Genomic DNA, 20036 nt, shown 5'->3' on the forward strand with positions numbered 1-20036 from the left:
CCACCACCGGGTTCACGAAAGAGGCGACGACGTCACAATGAGCCAGCACACCCTTTCCGTCCTCGTGGAAGACACCCCCGGCATCCTCGCCCGGACGTCGGCGCTGTTCTCGCGGCGCGGGTTCAACATCCACTCGCTCAGCGTCAGCACCACCGAATACGAGGGCCTGTCCCGCATGACGATCGTGGTCAACTGCGACCGCCACCCCTTGGAGCAGGTGACCAAGCAGCTCAACAAGCTGGTCAACGTCATCAAGATCGTCGAGATGGACAACGACGCCTCGGTCCGCAGGGAGCTCCTGCTGGCCAAGGTCAAGGCCGACACCGGCAGCCGCGCCGCCGTCATCCAGACGGCCGAGCTGTTCCGCGCCAACATCGTCGACGTCGGACCCCACGTCGTGGTGGTCGAGGCGACCGGAAAGCCCGAGAAGCTCGACGCGCTGGTGCGCAACCTCGAACCGTTCGGCATCAAGGAACTGGTGAAATCGGGCCTGGTCGCGCTGGGCCGCGGCCCCCGGTCCATCACCGACCGCTCACTGCGCGCGGTAGAGCGCAGCGCGTGAGCCCGGTCCGGCCCGCGCCCACAAGGCGCGGCCGGCCGGACGAGGTTCCGCCCCGCCGCGCGGCCCTTGGCGCGGCGGCCAGCCCAGTCCGTTCCGACACGCTTTTCACACACGCAAGGAGTAGGCCGAAGTGGCAGCAGAGATGTACTACGACGACGCCGCTGACCTCAGCATCGTCCAGGGGCGCACCGTCGCCGTGATCGGTTACGGCAGCCAGGGGCATGCGCACGCGCTGTCGCTGCGGGACTCCGGCGTGGACGTGCGCATCGGCCTCGCCGAGGGCTCCAAGAGCCGGCAGAAGGCCGAGGAGGCCGGGCTGCGCGTGGTCACCCCCGCCGAGGCCGCCCGTGAGGCCGACCTGATCGTGGTGCTGGTGCCCGACCACATCCACCGCGACCTCTACAACGAGGAGATCGCGCCCAACCTCGACAGCGGCGACACCCTGGTCTTCGGCCACGGCTTCAGCATCCGCTACGGCCTGGTCCAGCCCCCGGCCGACGTCGACGTCGCGATGATCGCCCCCAAGGGCCCGGGCCACCTGGTCCGCCGCCAGTTCGAGGAGGGCCGCGGCGTACCGGTGCTGGTGGCGGTGGAGCAGGACGCCTCCGGCTCGGCCTGGGAGCTCGCCCTGTCCTACGCCAAGGGCATCGGCGGCACCCGCGCCGGCGCCTTGAAGACCACCTTCACCGAGGAGACCGAGACCGACCTCTTCGGCGAGCAGACCGTGCTCTGCGGCGGACTGTCCGAGCTGATCAAGGCCGGGTTCTCCACCCTGACCGAGGCCGGCTACCAGCCCGAGGTGGCCTACTTCGAGTGCCTGCACGAGGTCAAGCTGATCGTCGACCTCATGTACGAGGGCGGCATCTCCAAGATGAACTGGTCGGTCTCCGACAACGCGGAGTACGGCGGCTACACCCGCGGTCCGCGCATCGTCACCGAGCAGACGCGCGAGGAGATGCGCCGCGTTCTCTCGGAGATTCAGGACGGCACCTACGCCCGCGAGATGGTCGCCGAGTTCGACGCCGGCCGGCCCAACTTCCTCAAGCGCCGCGAGGCCGAGCAGGGCGAGCCGATCGAGAAGGTGGGCGCCGAGCTGCGCCCGCTGATGAGCTGGCTGCAGGGCTGAGGCCCCCGGCGGTCCGCCGCCCGAGCTGCCTCGACCGGCCGCCCCGCGCCCCCGCCCCGCACGGGCGGGCCCGCGCGGGGCGGCCCGCGTGTGTCGGGGGTCGGGCGGGGGCGTGCGGCGGATCCGGTGGCCCGGTCCGGGCGCTCATCGGCCGCCGCTGGCGGCGGCCGAGCGTGCGACGAGTCGAGAATCCCCTGGCCACAGCGTTGCCGTTCGGTGTTGTGGGACCCCCAGCCCCGAGCGAAACCCACCCGCGCACTAGACTTTTCGTGGCCGTCACAACCGAACGAGCCCCACCGATGTGGGAAAGGACCAGCCGCGAACGCGCGGCCACGCCGCAACCCGAATAAGGAAGCAAGCTGTGCCTAAGCCCTCCGTTCTCGTCGCGGAAGAACTCTCCCCTGCCGGTCTCGCGCTGCTGGAAGGCGACTTCGAGGTACGCCACGCAAACGGCGCCGACCGGTCCGAGCTGCTGCCCGCCCTCGCCGACGTCGACGCCCTGATCGTCCGCAGCGCGACCAAGGTCGACGCCGAGGCGCTGGCCGCCGCCCCCCGGCTCAAGGTCGTGGCGCGCGCCGGGGTGGGGCTGGACAACGTCGACGTCGACGCGGCGACCAAGGCCGGCGTCCTCGTCGTCAACGCCCCCACATCCAACATCATCAGCGCGGCCGAGCAGGCCATCAACCTGCTGCTGGCCACCTCCCGCAACACCGCGCCCGCCCACAACGCCCTGATCAACGGCGAGTGGAAGCGCTCCAAGTACACCGGCGTCGAGCTCTACGACAAGACCGTGGGCATCGTCGGACTGGGCCGGATCGGCCAGCTCGTCGCCCAGCGGCTCGCGGCCTTCGGCACCGAGATCATCGCCTACGACCCCTTCGTGCAGCCCACGCGCGCCGCCCAGATCGGCGTCGAGATGGTCAGCCTCGACGAGCTGCTGCGGCGCAGCGACTACATCAGCATCCACCTGCCCAAGAACAAGGACACCCTCGGCCTCATCGGCGACGACGCGCTGTCCAAGGTGAAGCCGAGCGTGCGCGTCATCAACGCCGCGCGCGGCGGCATCCTCGACGAGGCCGCGCTCTACCGCGCCCTCAAGGAGGGGCGCGTCGCCGGAGCGGGCATCGACGTGTGGGCCTCCGAGCCCTGCACCGACAGCCCCCTGTTCGAGTTCGAGAGCGTGGTCGTGGCCCCCCACCTCGGCGCGAGCACCGAGGAGGCCCAGGAGAAGGCCGGCACGCAGGTGGCGCGCTCGGTGAAGCTGGCCCTCTCCGGCGAGTTCGTGCCCGACGCGGTCAACGTGCAGGGCGGCGCGGTCGCCGAGGACGTCAAGCCGGGGCTGCCGCTGACCGAGAAGCTCGGCCGGATCTTCACCGCGCTGGCCCGGGGCGTGGCCGACCGCATCGACATCGAGGTGCGCGGCGAGATCGCCGCCTACGACGTCAAGGTGCTGGAGCTGGCGGCGCTCAAGGGCGTCTTCGGCGACGTCGTCGAGGAGGCGGTGACCTTCGTCAACGCGCCGCTGCTCGCCAAGGAGCGCGGCGTCGAGGTCAACCTGGTCACCAGCGACGACCACTCCGACTGGCGCAACCTGATCACCGTGCGCGGCATGCTGCCCGACGGCCAGCGGGTGTCGGTATCGGGCACGCTGTCGGGGCCGCGCCACCACGAGAAGCTGGTGGAGATCAACGGCTACACCATGGAGATCGCGGTCAGCGCGCACATGGCGTTCCTGTCGTACCACGACCGCCCCGGCATCGTCGGCAAGGTCGGCGCGCTGCTGGGCGAGGCCGGGATCAACATCGCCGGCATGCAGGTCAGCCGGGACACCGAGGGCGGCACGGCGCTGATCACGCTGACCGTCGACTCCGCGATCCCCGACGACACCCTGGAGGAGATCTCCACCGGGATCACCGCCTCCCAGACCCGCCAGGTCGACCTGGAGGACTAGCCGGAGCACCGGCAGCCTCCGCGGCGCCCCTCCCGGGCTCCGCACATGCGCTGAGGGCCGTCCGCGCCGGTCGCGGACGGCCCTCAGCGTGTTGCGCACCGGTTGCGCCGAAGAGGCCGGGCTGGTGATTTATTCGGACGTCCGATAGTCTGTCGTCCGAGAAGATCGGCGGACAGCGGCGCCTACTGGCGGCCCTGTCCCCGCCTCGCGCACGGCCCGCCCGGCACACCGGGGTCCGCGGCCGCCCGGCACCATCCTTGCCGGTGAGATGCGCTTGCCGCCCGCGCCCTCGCAGGCGCGGTCGGCCACCGGTCCGGGCCGGCGCCGCTCCACCCGATTCCAGCGACCCCGCCGCGCCGCGGCTCCGCCTTCACCGGCGGCGCCCGCGGATCCGCCCGGTCCCACGCCGCATCCAGGAACCGCCGCGCCGCCCGCAGGGGCTGCGCCGGAATCGTAAGGACCGCCGTGTACGACACCACCTCCGCACCCGCCGAAACCGCCGAAGCGACCGAGGCGGTCCAGGTCGCGCTGGACCGCCGCGACAACGGGGGCGCCGCGGGACGCTAGTCTTGTCTCACTGACCGTTTCCCCGGTCTCAGCATGTGAGCGGCGCCGGTCCGCGCGGACCGCGGGCGCCCGCGCCGAGACCGGTGGCGAAGACCGATAGCTGAGTAGAGGCTGGGCTGCTAATGGCTGCGCGGACCGTGAAGTTGGCCGTCATCCCCGGAGACGGGATCGGCCCCGAGGTGGTGGCCGAAGGACTCAAGGTCCTCGACGCCGCCGCTTCCGGGCACGGGATCTCCTTCGAGACCACCGAGTACGAGCTCGGCGCGAGCCGGTGGCACGCGACCGGCGAGACGCTCCCGGACTCGGTCGAGGAGGAGCTGCGCGGCCACGACGCCATCCTCCTGGGCGCCGTGGGCGACCCCAGCGTGCCCAGCGGCGTGCTGGAGCGCGGCCTGCTGCTGCGGCTGCGCTTCGCGTTCTCGCACTACGTCAACCTGCGCCCGGTGCGCCTCTACCCCGGCGTGGGCACGCCCCTGGCGGGAGTGCGCCCCGAGGACATGGACATCCTCGTCGTGCGCGAGGGCACCGAGGGCCCCTACGCCGGCATGGGCGGCGTCCTGCGCAAGGGCACGCCGGACGAGATCGCGACCCAGGACAGCGTGAACACCCGCCTGGGCGTGGAGCGCGTGGTGCGCTACGCGTTCGCCAAGGCCGCCCAGCGCCCGCGCAAGCAGCTCACCCTGGTGCACAAGGACAACGTCCTGACCTTCGCCGGCGAGCTCTGGCAGCGCGTCGTGCGCGAGGTCGGCGCGGAGTTCCCCGGGGTCTCGGTCGACTACTCGCACGTCGACGCCGCCGCCATGTTCTTCGTGTCCCAGCCGCAGCGCTTCGACGTCGTGGTCACCGACAACCTGTTCGGCGACATCATCACCGACCTCGGCGCCGCCGTCGCCGGCGGGATCGGGCTGGCCGCCAGCGGCAACATCAACCCCGAGAACGACTTCCCGAGCATGTTCGAGCCCGTTCACGGGTCGGCGCCCGACATCGCCGGCCAGGGCAAGGCCGACCCCACCGCCACTCTGCTGTCGACGGCGATCATGCTCGACCACCTCGGCCTGGACGCCGCCGCGAGCCGGGTCGAGCGGGCCGTGTCCGAGGACCTGCGCGCGCGCGCCGAACTGGGCGCCGACGAGCGCACCACCTCCGCCATCGGCGACGAGATCGCCAAGCGAGTAGCCGGGCAGGGCTGAGCGCGCCGCGTCCCGGCCCTGCTGATTCGACGATCGGCACGGCCGGGCCGCCGGAGGCTCCGCGGCCCCGCCCGCAACGGGCGTGCCGATCAGTCGGCGCGCCCGTTGCGCTGTTCCCGCCGCCGTCCCCGGCCCGTGCGTCCGCGCCCGCAGGCGCCGGACGCGGCCGGTCCGCGGCCTGTGGAGGACTATGGCCCCGGGTGCGTCGTTTCCGTCACACTGGAATCGAAGGGGCGGCAGCGCTGCCGCCCTGATGTACGGAGAGGACCTGACACCCATGAACACCAGCACCACCACAAGCGGGTTGACGTTCGACGTCCAGCTGTCGGCTCAGCGGAAGACCCCGCAGGAGCGCGCGCAACTGCTGGACGATCCGGGGTTCGGGACCGTGTTCACCGATCACATGGTCACCATCGACTACACGGAGGGCAAGGGCTGGTACGAGCCCCGCCTGCAGCCCTACGGTCCGCTGACGCTCGACCCGGCGACGGCGGCCCTGCACTACGCCCAGGAGATCTTCGAGGGCCTGAAGGCCTACCGCCACCCGGAGGGCGAGGTCGCCTGCTTCCGGCCCGAGGCCAACGCCGCGCGGCTCAACCGCAGCGCACGGCGCATGGCCATGCCCGAGCTCCCCGAGGAGCTGTTCCTCGGTGCCATCGAGACCCTGCTGCGCCACGACTCCGAGTGGATCCCGACCCAGCCCAACAGCAGCCTGTACCTGCGCCCCTTCATGTTCGCCACCGATGTCGGACTGGGGGTCAACCACCCCTCGCGCAGCTACCGGTTCGTGCTCATCGCCTCGCCGTCGGGGCCCTACTTCTCCGGAGGGATCAAGCCGGTCACGGTGTGGCTGAGCGAGGACTACACCCGGGCGGCGCCGGGCGGCACCGGCGAGGCGAAGTTCGCGGGCAACTACGCCTCCAGCTTCGTCGCGCAGTCCCAGGCGGTGCAGCAGGGGTGCGACCAGGTCGTCTGGCTCGACGCCAAGGAGCACCGCTGGGTCGAGGAGATGGGCGGGATGAACCTGTTCTTCGTCTTCGGCTCGGGCGACGAGGCGCGGCTGCTCACTCCCGCGCTCACCGGCACCCTGCTGCCCGGAATCACCCGCGACTCTCTGCTGACCCTGGCACCCGAGCTCGGCTTCCCCACGGAGGAGGGCGCCATCTCCACCGACGAGTGGCGCCGGGCCGCCCGGAGCGGCGAGCTCACCGAGGTCTTCGCGTGCGGCACGGCGGCGGTGGTCACCCCGGTCGGCCACGTCAAGGGCACCGACGGCGAGTTCACCGTCGGCGACGGCGGCGCCGGGCCCGTCACCATGGGGCTGCGCGAGGAGCTGGTCGCCCTGCAGTACGGCACCCGTCCCGACACCCACGGCTGGGTCCGCACCTTCGACTGAGCACCGCCGGTCCTGCGGCTGCCGCGCTTGCGGCCCCGTGCCCCTGCGGCAGCCGCGGGATCGCCGCCACGCGGTGCGTCTCGGCATCCGAGATGGACGTGTCGATTATTCGGACCGCGGCGCGCTCGTGTGGCACACTGATAGACGTGCCGTCTCAGGTGATCATTATCGTGAGGCGCGCTGGCTGAAAACGGACCTCGCCAGCGCGCTGACCTCTCGTGTCCACGAGGGGTCTTTTTTATTGCCGGCGGGGCCGCGACCACGACAGCTCACATCCGGGAGTCCGCACCCATGCCTGACGACAGTTTCCACGTCTTCGACACGACGCTGCGCGACGGGGCGCAGCGCGAAGGCGTCAACCTGACCGTGGCCGACAAGCTCGCCGTCGCCAAGCTCCTCGACGAGTTCGGCGTGCGCTTCATCGAGGGCGGCTGGCCGGGGGCGAACCCCAAGGACACCGAGTTCTTCCAGCGCGCCGCGCGGGAGCTCACGCTGGAGCACGCGCAGCTGAGCGCGTTCGGCGCGACCCGCCGGGCGGGCGTGCGGGCTGCCGACGACCCGCAGGTCGCCGCGCTGCGCGACTCGGGGGCCCCGGTCGTCACCCTGGTGGCCAAGAGCGACGTCCGCCACGTCGAGCGCGCCCTGCGCACCACCGGCGAGGAGAACCTCGCGATGATCGCCGACACCGTCGCCCACCTGTGCGAGCACGGCCGGCGCGTCTTCCTCGACTGCGAGCACTTCTTCGACGGCTACGTCCACGACCCCGAGTACGCGCTCAGCGTCGTGCGCGCCGCCGCCGGTGCCGGCGCCGACGTCGTCGTACTCTGCGACACCAACGGGGGCATGCTGCCCGCCGACGTCACCCGCATCGTCGGCGAGGTCGGCGCCGCCACCGGCGCGCGGCTGGGCATCCACGCCCAGGACGACACCGGCTGCGCCGTCGCCAACACGCTGGCCGCCGTCGACGCCGGCGCCACCCACGTGCAGTGCACCGCCAACGGGTACGGCGAGCGGGTGGGCAACGCCAACCTGTTCACGGTGGTGGGGGCGCTCGCGCTCAAACAGGGCCGCGACGTGCTCCCCGAAGGCTGCCTGCCCCGGATGACGCGCGTCTCCCAGGCCGTCGCCGAGATCGTGAACATCTCGCCCGCCACCCACCAGCCCTACGTGGGGGTCTCCGCGTTCGCGCACAAGGCCGGGCTGCACGCCTCGGCGATCAAGGTCGACCCCGACCTCTACCAGCACATCGACCCCGTCCTCGTGGGCAATGACATGCGGATGCTGGTCTCGGACATGGCCGGGCGCGCCTCCATCGAGCTCAAGGCCAAGGAGTTGGGCTTCGACCTCTCCGGCGACCGCGAGCTGCTGGGCCGGCTCGTCGACCGGGTCAAGGAGCTGGAACTGAGCGGCTACAGCTTCGAGGCGGCCGACGCGTCGCTGGAGCTGCTGGTGCGCGAGGAGCTGGGCAGCCCGGTGCGCTACTTCGACACCGAGTCCTGGCGCGTGATCGCCGAGCGGCGCGGTGCGGGCGGCGGCCAGGGGGCGTCCAGCGAGGCCACCGTCAAGCTCGAGGTCAAGGGTGAGCGGGTGATCGCCACCGCCGAGGGCAACGGCCCGGTCAACGCCCTCGACCGTGCGCTGCGCAGCGCGATGGAGGGCGTCTACACCGCGCTGGCGGGTCTGGAGCTGACCGACTACAAGGTGCGCATCCTGGAGGGCAACTCCGGCACCGGCGCCGTCACGCGCATCCTGGTGACGTTCGGCGACGGCCGCGGCGAGTGGACGACCGTCGGCGTGGGCGAGAACGTCATCGACGCGTCCTGGATCGCGCTGAAGGACGCGATGGCCTACGGCCTGCTCCGCCAGGGCTACCCCCAGAACTGACACCGCGGCCCCGGCCGCCGTGCGACCGCCGGCCCGGGCCGGATCAGTCCTGCACCCACCCGTTGGGCTCGCAGCCCTGCAGGCCGAACGTCTGCTGCTGCATGACCGGCGCGGGCTCCCCCTTACCCGGGCAGGAGACGTGCCCGCGGCCCAGCGCGTGGCCGACCTCGTGGTTGATCACATAGATGCGGTAGGTGCGCAGGTCGCCGTCGAAGTGCTCGACGCCCGAGACCCACCGGTTCTGGTTGATGATCGCCCGGCCGCCGTTGGTGCAGGAGACGCGGCCCATCGTCTGCAGCGGCGCGCACATCCGGTCGACGGTCTCCGGCGCGGCCAGAGCGACCCGGAAGTCGGCGTCGCCTCCCTCCACCCGCTGCATCGATACGCCGTCCTCGCCGCGCCAGCTGCGTTCGTCGGCGAGGATCTGCTCGACGGCGGCGGCGAAGTCGGCGGCCCTGCCGGGCAGGCCCTTCTCGACCTCGACGATGTAGCGCATCCGGGGCCCCTCGCCCGCGGGCTCGCTTCGGCCGGGGACGACCTCCAGTTCGCCGCCGGCCTTCGTGACCTCGTCCTCCACGGACTTCATCACGGCGGGCAGCTCGGCGGATCCCTCGCCCTGGGGCGTCGGCGGGGCCGAGCCCGCCGACGGGCCGCCGGAAGGCCCGTTCTGCTGCGCGTCGCCGGAGGCGCCGCCGTCTCCCCGGGCACCGCCGCCGGAGTCCGCGGATCCGCCCGAGCCGGGGCTACCGGCGCCCTGCGGCGCCGCGGCCGAGGCCGATGCGGAGCCGCCGCCCCGTCCCGGTCCGGCACTGCCGACGCCGCCGGCCTCCTCTCCGGTCAGCTCCGGCGCGCGCTGGTCGAGGATGAGCAGGCCGGTGCCGGCGGCGAGCACGAGCAGGCCCAGCAGGAGTTCGAGACCGTAGCGCCGCCGGCGGTGCGAGCCGCGGCGGTACGGGCGCGGCGAGGGATGCGACAAGCGGTGGCCTTTCTGCGGCTCGGAGTCGGGGCCGAGGCGGTCCCGGGGCCTGCGCGGGACGACCGCAACCGCAGGCGCGAAACGCCTTCGGGATCGGTCCTAGCATCGCAGAAACGGCAAGGAAATCGCGCGTCGTCCATTGTGTCCGAAAAGCGCGTGCCGCCCGTAATTCACCGATCCGCGCGCCGCCGCTCCGCGGCACCGCGCCTGGGTAGGCTGGTTCGCGGACGACGAGACGGTACAGCGGCGAGAACAGGCAGGCAGCAGACGTGCGCATCGCAAGATTCTCCGTGGGCGACGATGTCGGGTACGGCTTGATCGATACCGACGAGGACGGCGGCCAGGAGTACGTGTCGCGCATCAGCGGGCATCCGCTGATGGGCCAGATCCAGCTCACCGGCGAGCGCGCCAAGATCGAGGACGTGCGGCTGCTGTCGCCGGTGCTGCCCAGCAAGGTCGTGTGCATCGGGAAGAACTACGCCGACCACGTCGCCGAGATGAGCGACATCACCGGCGAGAGCACCGAGGAGCCGGTGGTCTTCCTCAAGCCCTCGACCGCGGTGACCGGCCCCGGGGACCCGGTGTTCTACCCGCCGATCTCCCACCGTGTGGACTTCGAGGGCGAGCTCGCCGTGGTGATCTCCCGCCCCTGCCGCGAGGTCCCGCGCGAGCGCGCCAAGGAGGTCGTCTTCGGCTACACCGTCGCCAACGACGTGACGGCGCGCGACCTGCAGAAGTCCGACAAGCAGTGGACCCGCGGCAAGGGCTTCGACTCCTTCTGCCCGATCGGGCCCTGGATCGAGACGGGCCTGACCATCGAGGAGGCCGCCGACCTGCGGGTGACCACCACCGTCGACGGCGAGGTCCGCCAGGACGGGCGCACCTCGCAGTTCATCCACGACATCCCCGCGGTGATCTCCTACGTCAGCTCGTTCATGACGCTGCTGCCCGGCGACGTGTTGCTGACCGGAACCCCGGCGGGGGTCGGACCGGTCGAGGTCGGCGCCGAGATGACGGTCGCGGTCGAACGCATCGGCGACCTGACCAACCGCGTCATCACCCGCGACTGACGGGCCTGCGGCCGGAGGGCGCCCGGCGCCGCCGGGCCTCCCGGGGCGGCCGGCCGGCGCCGCGCCCCGGACTCCCAGCCGACGCACAGACTCGCCCGGGCCCGCGCCCCCGCCGATCCGCCGGCCGCCGTCCCGCGGAATCCGCACCACCGGGAGTCCGCCGAGCACACGGCCGCGCGGGGCGCGGTGCGGCGCCGGGCTTTCGCGAGTTTTCTGTTCTTTTGTCTGTTTTGTGGGTTTGTTCAGGCGGGCGCCTCCGGGGTAGCTTCCCCGAATCCCCCGACGGTCGGCGCCACGGATTCGCGGGCCCTCCACGCGTGCAGCATTCGTGCGAGGGGCGGGCGGAATCCTCCAGGGCTCGCTTCACGAAACGGATTTGGGTGGATCTGTGGATTATGTCAAAGGGATCGTGTCCCTTCTGGGTGTGGAAGGCAGGGACGGCCCCGTCCGGGACCGCGAGCCGCGCACGCGGCCCGCAGGCGGTTTTCCCGCCGGGTACAGCAGGCTCGTCGAGGAACTCGGCGGCTTCACCGTGGACGGAGTGCTGACCGTCCTGCCTCCCGAGGGTGTGCTGCACTACGAACGCAGCCACGACGCCCGCCTCGCCGGGACGGACAAGCGCGTCGACATCGACGGCGGCTACGCCGTGAAGCTGGGCGAGAGAACGGGCGACGAGCACGTCGACCACGACCGAATGCAGTTGTGGGCGGAGGTGGCCCGCGATTCCGGTTGGCGCGTCTTCTGGGAGTACAGCGACCCGGCGACGCGGATCGTGGTCACCGACTACCTCGAGTACTTCGTCTACCGGATGGAACCCGACGAATTCACCTACAAACTGCTGACGCGGGAAATCTCCTGCCGCCCCCTGATCGATGCGGACTGGCCGGGCGAGCGCTTCGACGTCGGGTTCCTCTGATGCGCCCCGAGGCGGCCGCGGTGAACGCGCGGGCGCCGCGCGGCCGGCTCCGCCGCCGCTGACGCGGGCGCCCGCCCGGCGGCCGCCGGGCCCTGCTGCGTCGCGCCGGTCGGGCACCGCTCCCGCCGATAGGCTGGGGCACGTGACTGAGAATCCGATTCGCGTGCGCTTCGCGCCGTCGCCGACCGGCATGTTCCACGTCGGCGGCGCGCGCTCTGCGCTGTACAACTGGGCGCTGGCCCGGCAGCAGGACGAGGGCCGGTTCGTGCTGCGCATCGAGGACACCGATGCCGCGCGCAACAAGCCGGAGTGGACCGAGGGGATCATCCAGGCGCTGGCCTGGCTGGGCATCGGCGAGTCCGACCCGCACTTCGAGGGGCCCTATTTCCAGTCGGACTACGCCGGAAAGCACCGCGAGAGTGCCGAGCGGCTCTACGGCCAGGGGCGCGCCTACTACTGCGACTGCACCCGCGAGCAGGTACAGGCCCGGCGCGACAACCCCAACCTCGGCTACGACGGCTTCTGCCGCGACCGCGGCCTGGAGCCCGGCCCGGGGCGCGCGCTGCGGTTCCGGGTGCCCGAGGGCGGGCCGACCGTGGTGGAGGACGCCATCCGCGGCCGGGTCGAGTTCGACCACGCCTCCATCGAGGACTTCGTCGTCGCCCGAGCCGACGGCTCGCCGCTGTTCGTGCTGGCCAACGTCGTCGACGACGTCGAGATGGGCATCACCGCGGTGATCCGCGGCGAGGAGCACCTGTCCAACACCCCCAAGCAGCAGCTGCTGTGGCAGGCGCTGGACCAGGCGCCGCCGGTGTGGGCGCACCTGCCGGTGATCGTGAACGAGAAGCGGCAGAAGCTGTCCAAGCGCCGCGACAAGGTGGCACTGGAGTCCTACCAGGAGGAGGGCTTCCTGCCCGAGGCGATGGTCAACTACCTGATGCTGCTGGGCTGGGCGCCCGGCGGCGACCGGGAGATCATGCCGTGGGCCGAGATGGAGCCTCTGTTCCGGATCGGCGACGTCAACAGCGCCGGCGCGTTCTTCGACGAGAAGAAGCTGCGCGCGTTCAACGGCGAGTACATCCGTGCGCTGGAGGCCGGCGAGTTCGCGGAGCGCTGCCGCCCGTGGCTGTCGCCCGAGGTCGCGCCGTGGCCGGAGGAGAACTTCGACGAGGACGCCTTCCGCGCCGTCGCTCCGCTGGCGCAGAGCCGGGTGGCGGTGCTGAGCGAGATCGTGCCCAACGTCGACTTTTTGTTCCTCGACGAGCCCGTCGACGACCCCAAGAGCTGGTCCAAGGCGATGAAGCCGGAGACCGCCGGGCCCATGCTGGCCGCCGCCCGCGAGCGGCTGGCCGACCCCGCGCTCGCCTGGGAGCCCGAGGCGCTGCGCGCCGAACTGGAGGCGGCCGGGGGAGGCCTGGGCCTCAAGCTCGGCAAGGCGCAGGCCCCCGTGCGGGTCGCGGTCACCGGGCGCACCGTGGGGCTGCCCCTGTTCGAGTCGCTGGAGCTGCTCGGCCGCGAGCGCACGCTGCTGCGCATCGAGGCGGCGCAGGAGCGCCTGCGGGCGGAGGAGGCGGGTGTGGCGCCGGCGGGCGCCGACGCCGTGCCCGACAGCACCGCCGAGGGCACCGCGGCGGTCGAGTAGCGCGCGGCCCGGTCGGTGCCACCGCGTGGGTGCGACAGCGGTCACACGGGGCCGCGCGGACCGCGGCGGCGGTGCGCGCGGGCCCGCACCCGAGCCGGCGCGGTCGCCCGCCTTCCGCGGGCCCCGGGGCCGCTGCCGGGCTCCCCGGAGGGCCCGATCCGCCTCCGGGTGCCCGCTCGGCAACCGGTTCGCGAGCACTCCGGAAGTCCGCTAGAGTATTGCCTGCGCCGAGGGGGAGCGGGACCGGCGAACGGACCCCCGCCCGCCGAAAGCACTGGGGTATGGTGTAATCGGCAGCACGACTGATTCTGGTTCAGTTAGTCTAGGTTCGAGTCCTGGTACCCCAGCCATGGCGTCCGCGAAGCGGAAGCCGTGACGGACCGAGGTTCGGTCCTCTCGCAGAACGCGATCCAGGCCCCCGTCGTCTAGTGGCCTAGGACGCCGCCCTCTCAAGGCGGTAACGGCGGTTCGAATCCGCTCGGGGGTACGCAGCAGGGAGAGGCTCCCGCCATGCGGGGGCTTTTTTACTGCGAACGGCGGGCGATTCGTCCGCATCCGCGGGGCTTCGGTCCCGCACCGGCGCCCCTGTCGTCTAGTGGCCTAGGACGCCGCCCTCTCAAGGCGGTAACGGCGGTTCGAATCCGCTCAGGGGTACCAGCGAGCAGCGGCCTCCGCCCGCGGGCGGAGGCCGCTGGCGTCTTTGGGCCCTGGTGCGCGGCACGGGCGAGCGGTCGCGCCGCCCGCGCGGCGGCGCCTAGCCGAACCTGCGGGCCGACTCGTCCTCCTGGGCGAGCAGGCGCAGTGCCGTCAGCGCCTGGCCCATCAGCGCCGACGTCACCACCACCTCCTGCACGGTGTCCGCGCGCGCGGCCCCGGGGTCGATGCAGGAGATGTCCCATTCGGCCGCCCGGTGCGCGGCTTCGGCGTAGCCGCACAGCATCTCCGGCGCCGGGGGAGTGCCCAGCCGGTCCAGCGTCGCCACCGCCCGGACGAGGCCGCCGCGCGCCGGCGAGGCCGCGTCGACCTTCCAGCCCAGCTCCGCCAGCAGCTCGTCGGTGCGGCGTTCGGCGCGCTGCCACAGGGGGTCGTCGGCCGGAGCCTCGAACTGCGGCGTCACGGCGTACTGGGCGATTCCGAGGAGCGTGTGCAGCTCCAGTCCGGGGTCGTCGACCGCGGCCAGCACGGCGCGGATGCGGCCGAGCGGGACCTCGGCCACCTCCACCAGCGCACGCACCAGCCGCAGGCGCTTGAGGTGGTCCTCGGTGTAGTCCGACTGCGTCGCCGAGACCGCCTCGCCCCGGGGCAGCAGGTTCTCGCGCAGGTAGTACTTGATCGTCGCCACGGGTACGCCGCTGCGCCTGCTCAGCTCCGAGATCCGCATCCGCTTCGCTCCCTCTTGCCTACTCCATTGGATAGTACTACTCTCCAATATTAGAGAGTTGCACTATCCAATCGATCGTGAAACGGGAGGCGGTATGCGCTACACGGTCCTTACCGAGCAGGGCGCGGGCGTGCTGGACGCCGAGCCGGAGCCGGCGGGCCCCGACGGAGCGGGCGAGCGGCGCCTGCTCGCGCCGCTGGAGGCGCCTGTGCTCGGCTGGGAGCGCCGCTCCTACGGCTGGTGCCGCGGCGACTCCTGCATCCCCGCGTCGGCCGTCTCCGGCATCGAGCACGCCGGCCGGATCGACGTGGGCGCGTTCGCCGAGCTCCACGGGAGCCTCGCGGTCGCCGACCACGACCACGGGCTGCTGGCCGCGGTCCCGGCGCCCGACACCGGCCCGCGCGGCGGTGCGGCGCCCGACTTCGCGCTGCGCGGCGCCGACGGGGCGCTCCACCGCCTCAGCGGCCTGCGCGGCCGCAAGGTGGCGCTGGTGATGTGGGCGTCCTGGTGCGGCTGCCGCTACGACCTGCCCGCCTGGGAGGAGCGGCACCGCGAGCTGTCCCCGCACGGCCTGACCGTCGTCAGCGTCGCGATGGACCGCAGCGCCGAGGACGCCCTTCCCTGGATCGCGGAGGCCGCACCCTCCCATCCCGCCCTGATCGACACTGAGGGTCAGGTGGCCGCCCTGTACGACGTCGTCAACGTCCCCACCGCGGTGTGGATCGACGAGCGCGGTGACATCGCCCGGCCGCAGGACACCCAGGTCGCCACCGACCTTTTCCAGTCGATGAACGGCCTCAGCTCCGAGGCGTCCCTGCGCGCGCTGCGCCGGTGGGTGCACGAGGGCGACGCGGGCCTCGGCGGTGGAGACCGGGCCCCCGGGTTCCGCACGCCCACCGCCGAGGGACAGCGCGCCCGCGCCCACGCGCGCATCGCCGTCGAACTGCACAGGCGCGGCGAGACCGGAGCCGCCGACCGCCACTACAGCCGCGCCGCCGACCTCGCGCCGCACGACGTCACGGTCCGCCGCGGCCTGATGGGCCTGCGCGGAGAGGACCCCTTCGGCGACGCGTACTTCGCGCTGCGCGAGGAGCTCGGCGCCGCGGGAATCCCGGTCTACCGCCCCATCCGGCCCGAACCGGCCGCCGAAGCGGAGGTGTGACGGATGCCCGAGGTGCAGACCGGCCGAACCACCACCGAGCCCCGCGACGGCCTGACCGTCTTCCTGCTGGGAGCCCGCGTCAACGCGCTGCTCCAGCCGCACCGCTGGGTCTGGGTCGCTCGCGCGTTCCGCCGGATGGACGCCGAGCTCGCGGCCGCCCCCGACCGCGGGCTGCTGCACTCGCGCACGCTGCCGAGCATGCGCGGGGTCACCGTCATCCAGTACTGGGAGTCCACCGAGGCGCTGCTGCGCTACGCCCACGACGCGACCCACAGCGCCGCCTGGCGCCGCTATTACCGCCAGGGCGGCGACGCCGCGGGCCTGTGGCACGAGACCTACGAGGTCGGGCTGCCGCAGAGCGGCGGCGGTGCGGAGGCCGAACGCGAGGGTACGGAGCCCGCGCGCGGCTACGAGGCGATCTACGCCAACGTGCCCCCCATGGGGCTGGGCCGGGCGCTGGGCACCCGGCCCGTCGACCGCGAGACGCGTCGGGCCCTCGACCGCCTCGCCCTGCGGCGCGCACGCGCCCGCGTCCGGGCGAACGAGCGTGCGGGCGAGTGAACCGCCGGGCGGCGAGGACAGCCCGGGCCTCTCGCGGGCCCGCGCCCCTGCGCCACGTTCGGCCCCGGCGCGCAGCGGGCACGAACCGACCATGGAGCACCCGCGCCAGTACCCGAGCCGGGCGCGTCTGCGGCGCCGCCGCGTCGGGGCCGGCGTCGCCGCCGCCGTGCTCGCCGCCGTCGCCTGCACCGACGGCGGTGCGGAGGGCGGCGGCTCCGGGCGGTCGCCGTCACCCGGGGCCGCGGACTCCGCAACGGCCGCGCGCCTGGTGCCGCCGGGCGATCCCGAGGTCGCGGCCACCGGTCTGGAGGTCCCTTGGGGAGTCGCGGCGCTGCCCGGCGGCGGGGCGCTGGTCTCCGAGCGCGACTCCGGCCGCATCCTGCTGATGACCCCTGAAGGGCGCATCCGCGAGGTCGGCACCGTCGAGCCGGCGCGGGCCCAGGGCGAGGGCGGGCTGCTGGGCATCGCCGTCCGGCCGGACGAGCCGCGCCCCGACGCGCTCTTCGCCTACTTCACCACCGCCTCCGGCAACCGCATAGCGCGCTTCGAGCTGGACCGCTCCGGCGACGGGCCGCCTTCCCTCGGCGACTCCGAGGTGCTGGTCGAGGGCATCCCCAGCGCCGCCTTCCACAACGGCGGCAGGATCGCGTTCGGCCCCGACGGCCTGCTTTACGCCGCCACCGGCGACGCGGGCGACGGCTCGCGCTCGCAGGACACCGGCAGCCTCGGCGGCAAGATCCTGCGCATGACGCCCGAGGGCGAGCCCGCGGAGGGCAACCCCTTCGGCAACCTCGTCTTCAGCTACGGCCACCGCAACGTCCAGGGCCTGGCCTGGGACTCCGACGGCACCCTCTTCGCGACGGAGTTCGGCCAGGACCGCTTCGACGAGGTCAACGTCATCGAGGCGGGCGGCAACTACGGCTGGCCCGAGGTCGAGGGCACCGGCGGCGAGGACGCCTCCGGCGACTACATCGACCCGGTCGTCACCTGGACCACCGACGAAGCCTCGCCCAGCGGTGCGGCGATCGCCGGCAACTCGCTGTGGGTCGCCGCGCTGCGCGGCGAACGGGTGTGGCGGGTGCCGCTGACCGGGCAGGACGACGACCCGGTCGGCGAGCCGGAGTCCCTGTTCGCCGGCGACTACGGCAGGCTGCGCACGATCACCGCGGTCCCCGGCGGCGACCTGCTGGTCGCCACCAGCAACCGCGACTCCCGCGGCGACCCCGTCGAGGAGGACGACCGCATCCTGCGCATACCGCTGGAGGACTGAGGGCCCCGCTCAGCGGGGCCTCCGGCGCACCGAGCGGCCCCGGCGCCGCCCGTGCGCCCTTCCCGCCTCAGTGCCCCGGCGCGTCCTGGCTGTGCAGGGCCTCGTTGATCTTCTCCGCGGCCGAGGTGACCGCCTGGGCGTGCAGGCGCCCGGGCGCGCGCGAGAGGCGCTCCAGCGGCCCCGAGACCGACACGGCGGCGATGACGCGGCCGCCGGGTCCGGAGATGGGCGCCGACACCGAGGCCACGCCCTGCTCGCGCTCTCCCACGCTCTGGGCCCAGCGGCGGCGGCGCACCTGGGCCAGGCTGTTGCCGCTGAACTTGGCGTCGGCGAGGACCCGGCGGATGCGCTCGCCGTCCTCCCAGGCCAGCAGCACCTGGGCCGCCGATCCCGCGCTCATGGGCAGCTCGCTGCCCACCGGCACGGTGTCGCGCAGCCCGCTGGTGCGCTCGGCGGCGGCCACGCACACGCGGACGTCGCCCTGGCGCCGGTAGAGCTGGGCGCTCTCGCCGGTGAGGTCGCGCAGCTGCACCAGCACGGGCGAGGCGACGGCCAGCAGCCGGTCCTCGCCGGTGGAGATGGACAACTCGCCCAGCCGCGGCCCCAGCACGAACCTGCCCTGGCTGTCGCGGGTGACCATGCGGTGGCGCTCCAGCGCGACGGCCAGCCGGTGGGCGGTGGGGCGGGCGAGACCGGTGACCCGCACGAGCTGGGCCAGGGACGCGGGCCCCGACTCCAGCGCGTCGAGCACCGACATCGTCTTGTCGAGCACACCGACACCGCTGGATGAGCTAGAGTTGTCCATGGCTTGATATTGACGTCTCGCCATTTGGAATGCAAATCGTTCGACGTGCTGCGTTCCGCCGCTCGGCGCGATGCAGGCGGCCGCCGGCTCCGTTGCGGCCGCCGCGGCGGCGAGAGAATCCTCTCCTGGAAAGTCCGGAAAGTGACGAGACGCGAGGAGGCGTCGCACATGGCTCGCACGATGGCCGAGAAGGTCTGGGAGGAGCACGTCGTCAGGCGTGCCGACGGAGAACCCGACCTGCTCTACATCGACCTGCACCTCGTGCACGAGGTCACCAGCCCGCAGGCGTTCGAAGGGCTTCGGCTGGCCGGCCGTCCCGTGCGCCGCCCGGACCTGACCATCGCGACCGAGGACCACAACGTGCCGACCGAGAACATCCTCGGTCCCATAGCCGACAAGGTCTCGCGCACCCAGATCGAGACGCTGCGCAAGAACGCCTCCGACTTCGGGGTCCGCCTGTTCCCGATGGGCGACCTCGACCAGGGGATCGTGCACGTCGTGGGCCCGCAGCTGGGCCTGACCCAGCCGGGTATGACCGTGGTGTGCGGCGACAGCCACACCAGCACCCACGGCGCCTTCGGTGCGCTGGCCTTCGGCATCGGCACCAGCCAGGTCGAGCACGTGCTGGCCACCCAGACCCTGCCGATGGCTCCGTTCAAGACCATGGCCGTCACCGTCGAGGGCTCGCTGCCGCCCGGGGTGACCGCCAAGGACATCATCCTCGCCGTCATCGCCGAGATCGGCACCGGCGGCGGCCAGGGCTACGTCATCGAGTACCGCGGCCAGGCCGTCCGGGAGCTGTCCATGGAGGCCCGGATGACCATCTGCAACATGTCCATCGAGGCGGGCGCCCGCGCGGGGATGATCGCCCCCGACGAGACCACCTTCGACTACGTCCGGGGCCGCCCGCACGCGCCGCAGGGCGCCGACTGGGACGCCGCCGTCGAGCACTGGAAGAGCCTGCGCACCGACGACGGCGCGGCCTTCGACCGCGAGGTCGTCCTCGACGCCGCGCAGCTCAGCCCGTTCGTCACCTGGGGCACCAATCCCGGCCAGGGCGCGCCGCTGGACAGCGCGGTGCCCGACCCCGAGGGCTATGAGGACCCCGCCGAGCGCGCCGCCGCCGAGAAGGCCCTGGACTACATGGACCTCACCGCGGGCACCCCGCTGCGCGACGTCCGGGTCGACACCGTCTTCCTGGGCTCCTGCACCAACGGGCGCATCGAGGACCTGCGCGCCGCCGCGGAGATCATCAAGGGCCGCACGGTGGCCGACGGCGTGCGGATGCTGGTCGTACCGGGTTCCATGCGGGTCAAGGAGCAGGCCAACGCCGAGGGGCTGGGCGAGGTCTTCACCGCCGCGGGCGCCGAGTGGCGCGAGGCCGGCTGCTCGATGTGCCTGGGCATGAACCCCGACCAGCTCAAGCCGGGCGAGCGCAGCGCCTCCACGTCCAACCGCAACTTCGAGGGGCGGCAGGGCAAGGGCGGCCGGACCCACCTCGTCTCGCCGCTGGTCGCCGCCGCGACCGCGGTGCGGGGCACCCTCTCCTCGCCCGCCGACCTGTAGCCGACCGCCCA

16 protein-coding genes and 3 tRNA genes are annotated in these 20036 nt (G+C 72.7%); 16 read left to right on the forward strand and 3 right to left on the reverse strand.

Annotation, left to right across the window (positions count from 1 at the left end; all coding sequences use genetic code 11):
• Positions 1 to 37 precede the first annotated feature (37 nt).
• The 6 genes from ilvN (at position 38) to cimA (ending at position 8676) form a co-directional block, all read left to right on the forward strand.
• Positions 38 to 562 carry an acetolactate synthase small subunit gene (ilvN, locus tag ABEA15_RS08915; protein WP_345556250.1) on the forward strand — a complete coding sequence of 175 codons (525 nt, stop codon included), beginning with the start codon at positions 38 to 40 and terminating at the stop codon, positions 560 to 562.
• Positions 563 to 692: 130 nt separating this feature from the next.
• Positions 693 to 1688: a ketol-acid reductoisomerase gene (ilvC, locus tag ABEA15_RS08920; RefSeq protein WP_344143498.1), complete on the forward strand. Its 996-nt coding sequence runs from the start codon at positions 693 to 695 to the stop codon at positions 1686 to 1688.
• 361 nt (positions 1689 to 2049) lie between these two features.
• Complete coding sequence (gene serA, locus ABEA15_RS08925) at positions 2050 to 3639, forward strand: phosphoglycerate dehydrogenase (RefSeq protein ID WP_344143497.1); 1590 nt, start codon at positions 2050 to 2052, stop codon at positions 3637 to 3639.
• A 689-nt stretch (positions 3640 to 4328) separates the two neighbouring features.
• Positions 4329 to 5396 (forward strand): 3-isopropylmalate dehydrogenase, encoded by a 1068-nt coding sequence (locus ABEA15_RS08930; RefSeq protein ID WP_344143495.1) that lies wholly within the window; start codon positions 4329 to 4331, stop codon positions 5394 to 5396.
• 277 nt (positions 5397 to 5673) lie between these two features.
• Positions 5674 to 6792, forward strand: a complete 1119-nt coding sequence (locus tag ABEA15_RS08935; RefSeq protein WP_344143493.1) for a branched-chain amino acid aminotransferase — start codon at positions 5674 to 5676, stop codon at positions 6790 to 6792.
• Positions 6793 to 7083: 291 nt separating this feature from the next.
• Positions 7084 to 8676, forward strand: coding sequence for a citramalate synthase (gene cimA / locus ABEA15_RS08940; RefSeq protein ID WP_344143492.1), 1593 nt, complete (start codon positions 7084 to 7086; stop codon positions 8674 to 8676).
• Between the two features lie 43 nt (positions 8677 to 8719).
• On the opposite strand, the gene ABEA15_RS08945 is transcribed toward cimA, so the two are convergent.
• Positions 8720 to 9652: a DUF3152 domain-containing protein gene (locus ABEA15_RS08945; protein WP_345556251.1), complete on the reverse strand. Its 933-nt coding sequence runs from the start codon at positions 9650 to 9652 to the stop codon at positions 8720 to 8722.
• 269 nt (positions 9653 to 9921) lie between these two features.
• On the opposite strand from ABEA15_RS08945, the gene ABEA15_RS08950 reads away from it, so the two are divergent.
• The 6 genes from ABEA15_RS08950 (at position 9922) to ABEA15_RS08975 (ending at position 13937) form a co-directional block, all read left to right on the forward strand.
• On the forward strand, positions 9922 to 10722 hold the full coding sequence (locus ABEA15_RS08950; RefSeq protein ID WP_344143490.1) for a fumarylacetoacetate hydrolase family protein: 801 nt from the start codon (positions 9922 to 9924) through the stop codon (positions 10720 to 10722).
• 388 nt (positions 10723 to 11110) lie between these two features.
• Positions 11111 to 11638 (forward strand): hypothetical protein, encoded by a 528-nt coding sequence (locus ABEA15_RS08955; RefSeq protein WP_345556252.1) that lies wholly within the window; start codon positions 11111 to 11113, stop codon positions 11636 to 11638.
• A gap of 142 nt (positions 11639 to 11780) precedes the next feature.
• The gene (gene gltX / locus ABEA15_RS08960; RefSeq protein WP_345556253.1) at positions 11781 to 13280 is read left to right on the forward strand and encodes a glutamate--tRNA ligase; all 1500 of its coding nucleotides are present in this window, start codon (positions 11781 to 11783) and stop codon (positions 13278 to 13280) included.
• Between the two features lie 275 nt (positions 13281 to 13555).
• A tRNA-Gln gene (locus ABEA15_RS08965) sits at positions 13556 to 13630 on the forward strand.
• Positions 13631 to 13694: 64 nt separating this feature from the next.
• Positions 13695 to 13767: transfer RNA gene (locus tag ABEA15_RS08970), tRNA-Glu, on the forward strand.
• A gap of 94 nt (positions 13768 to 13861) precedes the next feature.
• Positions 13862 to 13937: transfer RNA gene (locus tag ABEA15_RS08975), tRNA-Glu, on the forward strand.
• A 97-nt stretch (positions 13938 to 14034) separates the two neighbouring features.
• On the opposite strand, the gene ABEA15_RS08980 is transcribed toward ABEA15_RS08975, so the two are convergent.
• Positions 14035 to 14661 carry a MerR family transcriptional regulator gene (locus ABEA15_RS08980; protein WP_345556254.1) on the reverse strand — a complete coding sequence of 209 codons (627 nt, stop codon included), beginning with the start codon at positions 14659 to 14661 and terminating at the stop codon, positions 14035 to 14037.
• A gap of 94 nt (positions 14662 to 14755) precedes the next feature.
• Here ABEA15_RS08980 and ABEA15_RS08985 point away from each other — a divergent pair, with 94 nt between their 5' ends.
• The 3 genes from ABEA15_RS08985 to ABEA15_RS08995 all read left to right on the forward strand — a co-directional run bounded on the left by ABEA15_RS08985 (position 14756) and on the right by ABEA15_RS08995 (position 17654).
• Positions 14756 to 15823, forward strand: a complete 1068-nt coding sequence (locus ABEA15_RS08985) for a redoxin domain-containing protein (protein WP_345556255.1) — start codon at positions 14756 to 14758, stop codon at positions 15821 to 15823.
• Positions 15824 to 15826: 3 nt separating this feature from the next.
• Positions 15827 to 16384 (forward strand): DUF4188 domain-containing protein, encoded by a 558-nt coding sequence (locus tag ABEA15_RS08990; RefSeq protein ID WP_344143485.1) that lies wholly within the window; start codon positions 15827 to 15829, stop codon positions 16382 to 16384.
• 91 nt (positions 16385 to 16475) lie between these two features.
• On the forward strand, positions 16476 to 17654 hold the full coding sequence (locus ABEA15_RS08995) for a PQQ-dependent sugar dehydrogenase (RefSeq protein ID WP_345556256.1): 1179 nt from the start codon (positions 16476 to 16478) through the stop codon (positions 17652 to 17654).
• A gap of 67 nt (positions 17655 to 17721) precedes the next feature.
• Here ABEA15_RS08995 and ABEA15_RS09000 read toward each other — a convergent pair whose 3' ends face one another.
• The gene (locus tag ABEA15_RS09000; protein ID WP_386699334.1) at positions 17722 to 18411 is read right to left on the reverse strand and encodes an IclR family transcriptional regulator; all 690 of its coding nucleotides are present in this window, start codon (positions 18409 to 18411) and stop codon (positions 17722 to 17724) included.
• A gap of 216 nt (positions 18412 to 18627) precedes the next feature.
• Between ABEA15_RS09000 and leuC the strand changes: the two genes are divergently transcribed.
• On the forward strand, positions 18628 to 20025 hold the full coding sequence (gene leuC, locus ABEA15_RS09005; RefSeq protein WP_344143480.1) for a 3-isopropylmalate dehydratase large subunit: 1398 nt from the start codon (positions 18628 to 18630) through the stop codon (positions 20023 to 20025).
• The last annotated feature ends 11 nt before the right edge of the window (positions 20026 to 20036 follow it).

Source organism: Streptomonospora halophila (assembly GCF_039542725.1).
In the GTDB taxonomy this organism is placed as follows: Bacteria; Actinomycetota; Actinomycetes; order Streptosporangiales; family Streptosporangiaceae; genus Streptomonospora; species Streptomonospora halophila.

Excerpts from the sequence above, each read along its gene's own strand:
- ilvN (WP_345556250.1), top strand. The coding sequence starts at position 38 with ATGAGCCAGCACACCCTTTCCGTCCTCGTGGAAGACACCCCCGGCATC.
- ABEA15_RS08930 (WP_344143495.1), top strand. The coding sequence starts at position 4,329 with ATGGCTGCGCGGACCGTGAAGTTGGCCGTCATCCCCGGAGACGGGATC.
- ABEA15_RS08935 (WP_344143493.1), top strand. The coding sequence starts at position 5,674 with ATGAACACCAGCACCACCACAAGCGGGTTGACGTTCGACGTCCAGCTG.
- cimA (WP_344143492.1), top strand. The coding sequence starts at position 7,084 with ATGCCTGACGACAGTTTCCACGTCTTCGACACGACGCTGCGCGACGGG.
- ABEA15_RS08980 (WP_345556254.1), bottom strand. The coding sequence starts at position 14,661 with ATGCGGATCTCGGAGCTGAGCAGGCGCAGCGGCGTACCCGTGGCGACG.
- ABEA15_RS08985 (WP_345556255.1), top strand. The coding sequence starts at position 14,756 with ATGCGCTACACGGTCCTTACCGAGCAGGGCGCGGGCGTGCTGGACGCC.
- ABEA15_RS08990 (WP_344143485.1), top strand. The coding sequence starts at position 15,827 with ATGCCCGAGGTGCAGACCGGCCGAACCACCACCGAGCCCCGCGACGGC.
- ABEA15_RS08995 (WP_345556256.1), top strand. The coding sequence starts at position 16,476 with ATGGAGCACCCGCGCCAGTACCCGAGCCGGGCGCGTCTGCGGCGCCGC.
- ABEA15_RS09000 (WP_386699334.1), bottom strand. The coding sequence starts at position 18,411 with ATGTCGGTGCTCGACGCGCTGGAGTCGGGGCCCGCGTCCCTGGCCCAG.
- leuC (WP_344143480.1), top strand. The coding sequence starts at position 18,628 with ATGGCTCGCACGATGGCCGAGAAGGTCTGGGAGGAGCACGTCGTCAGG.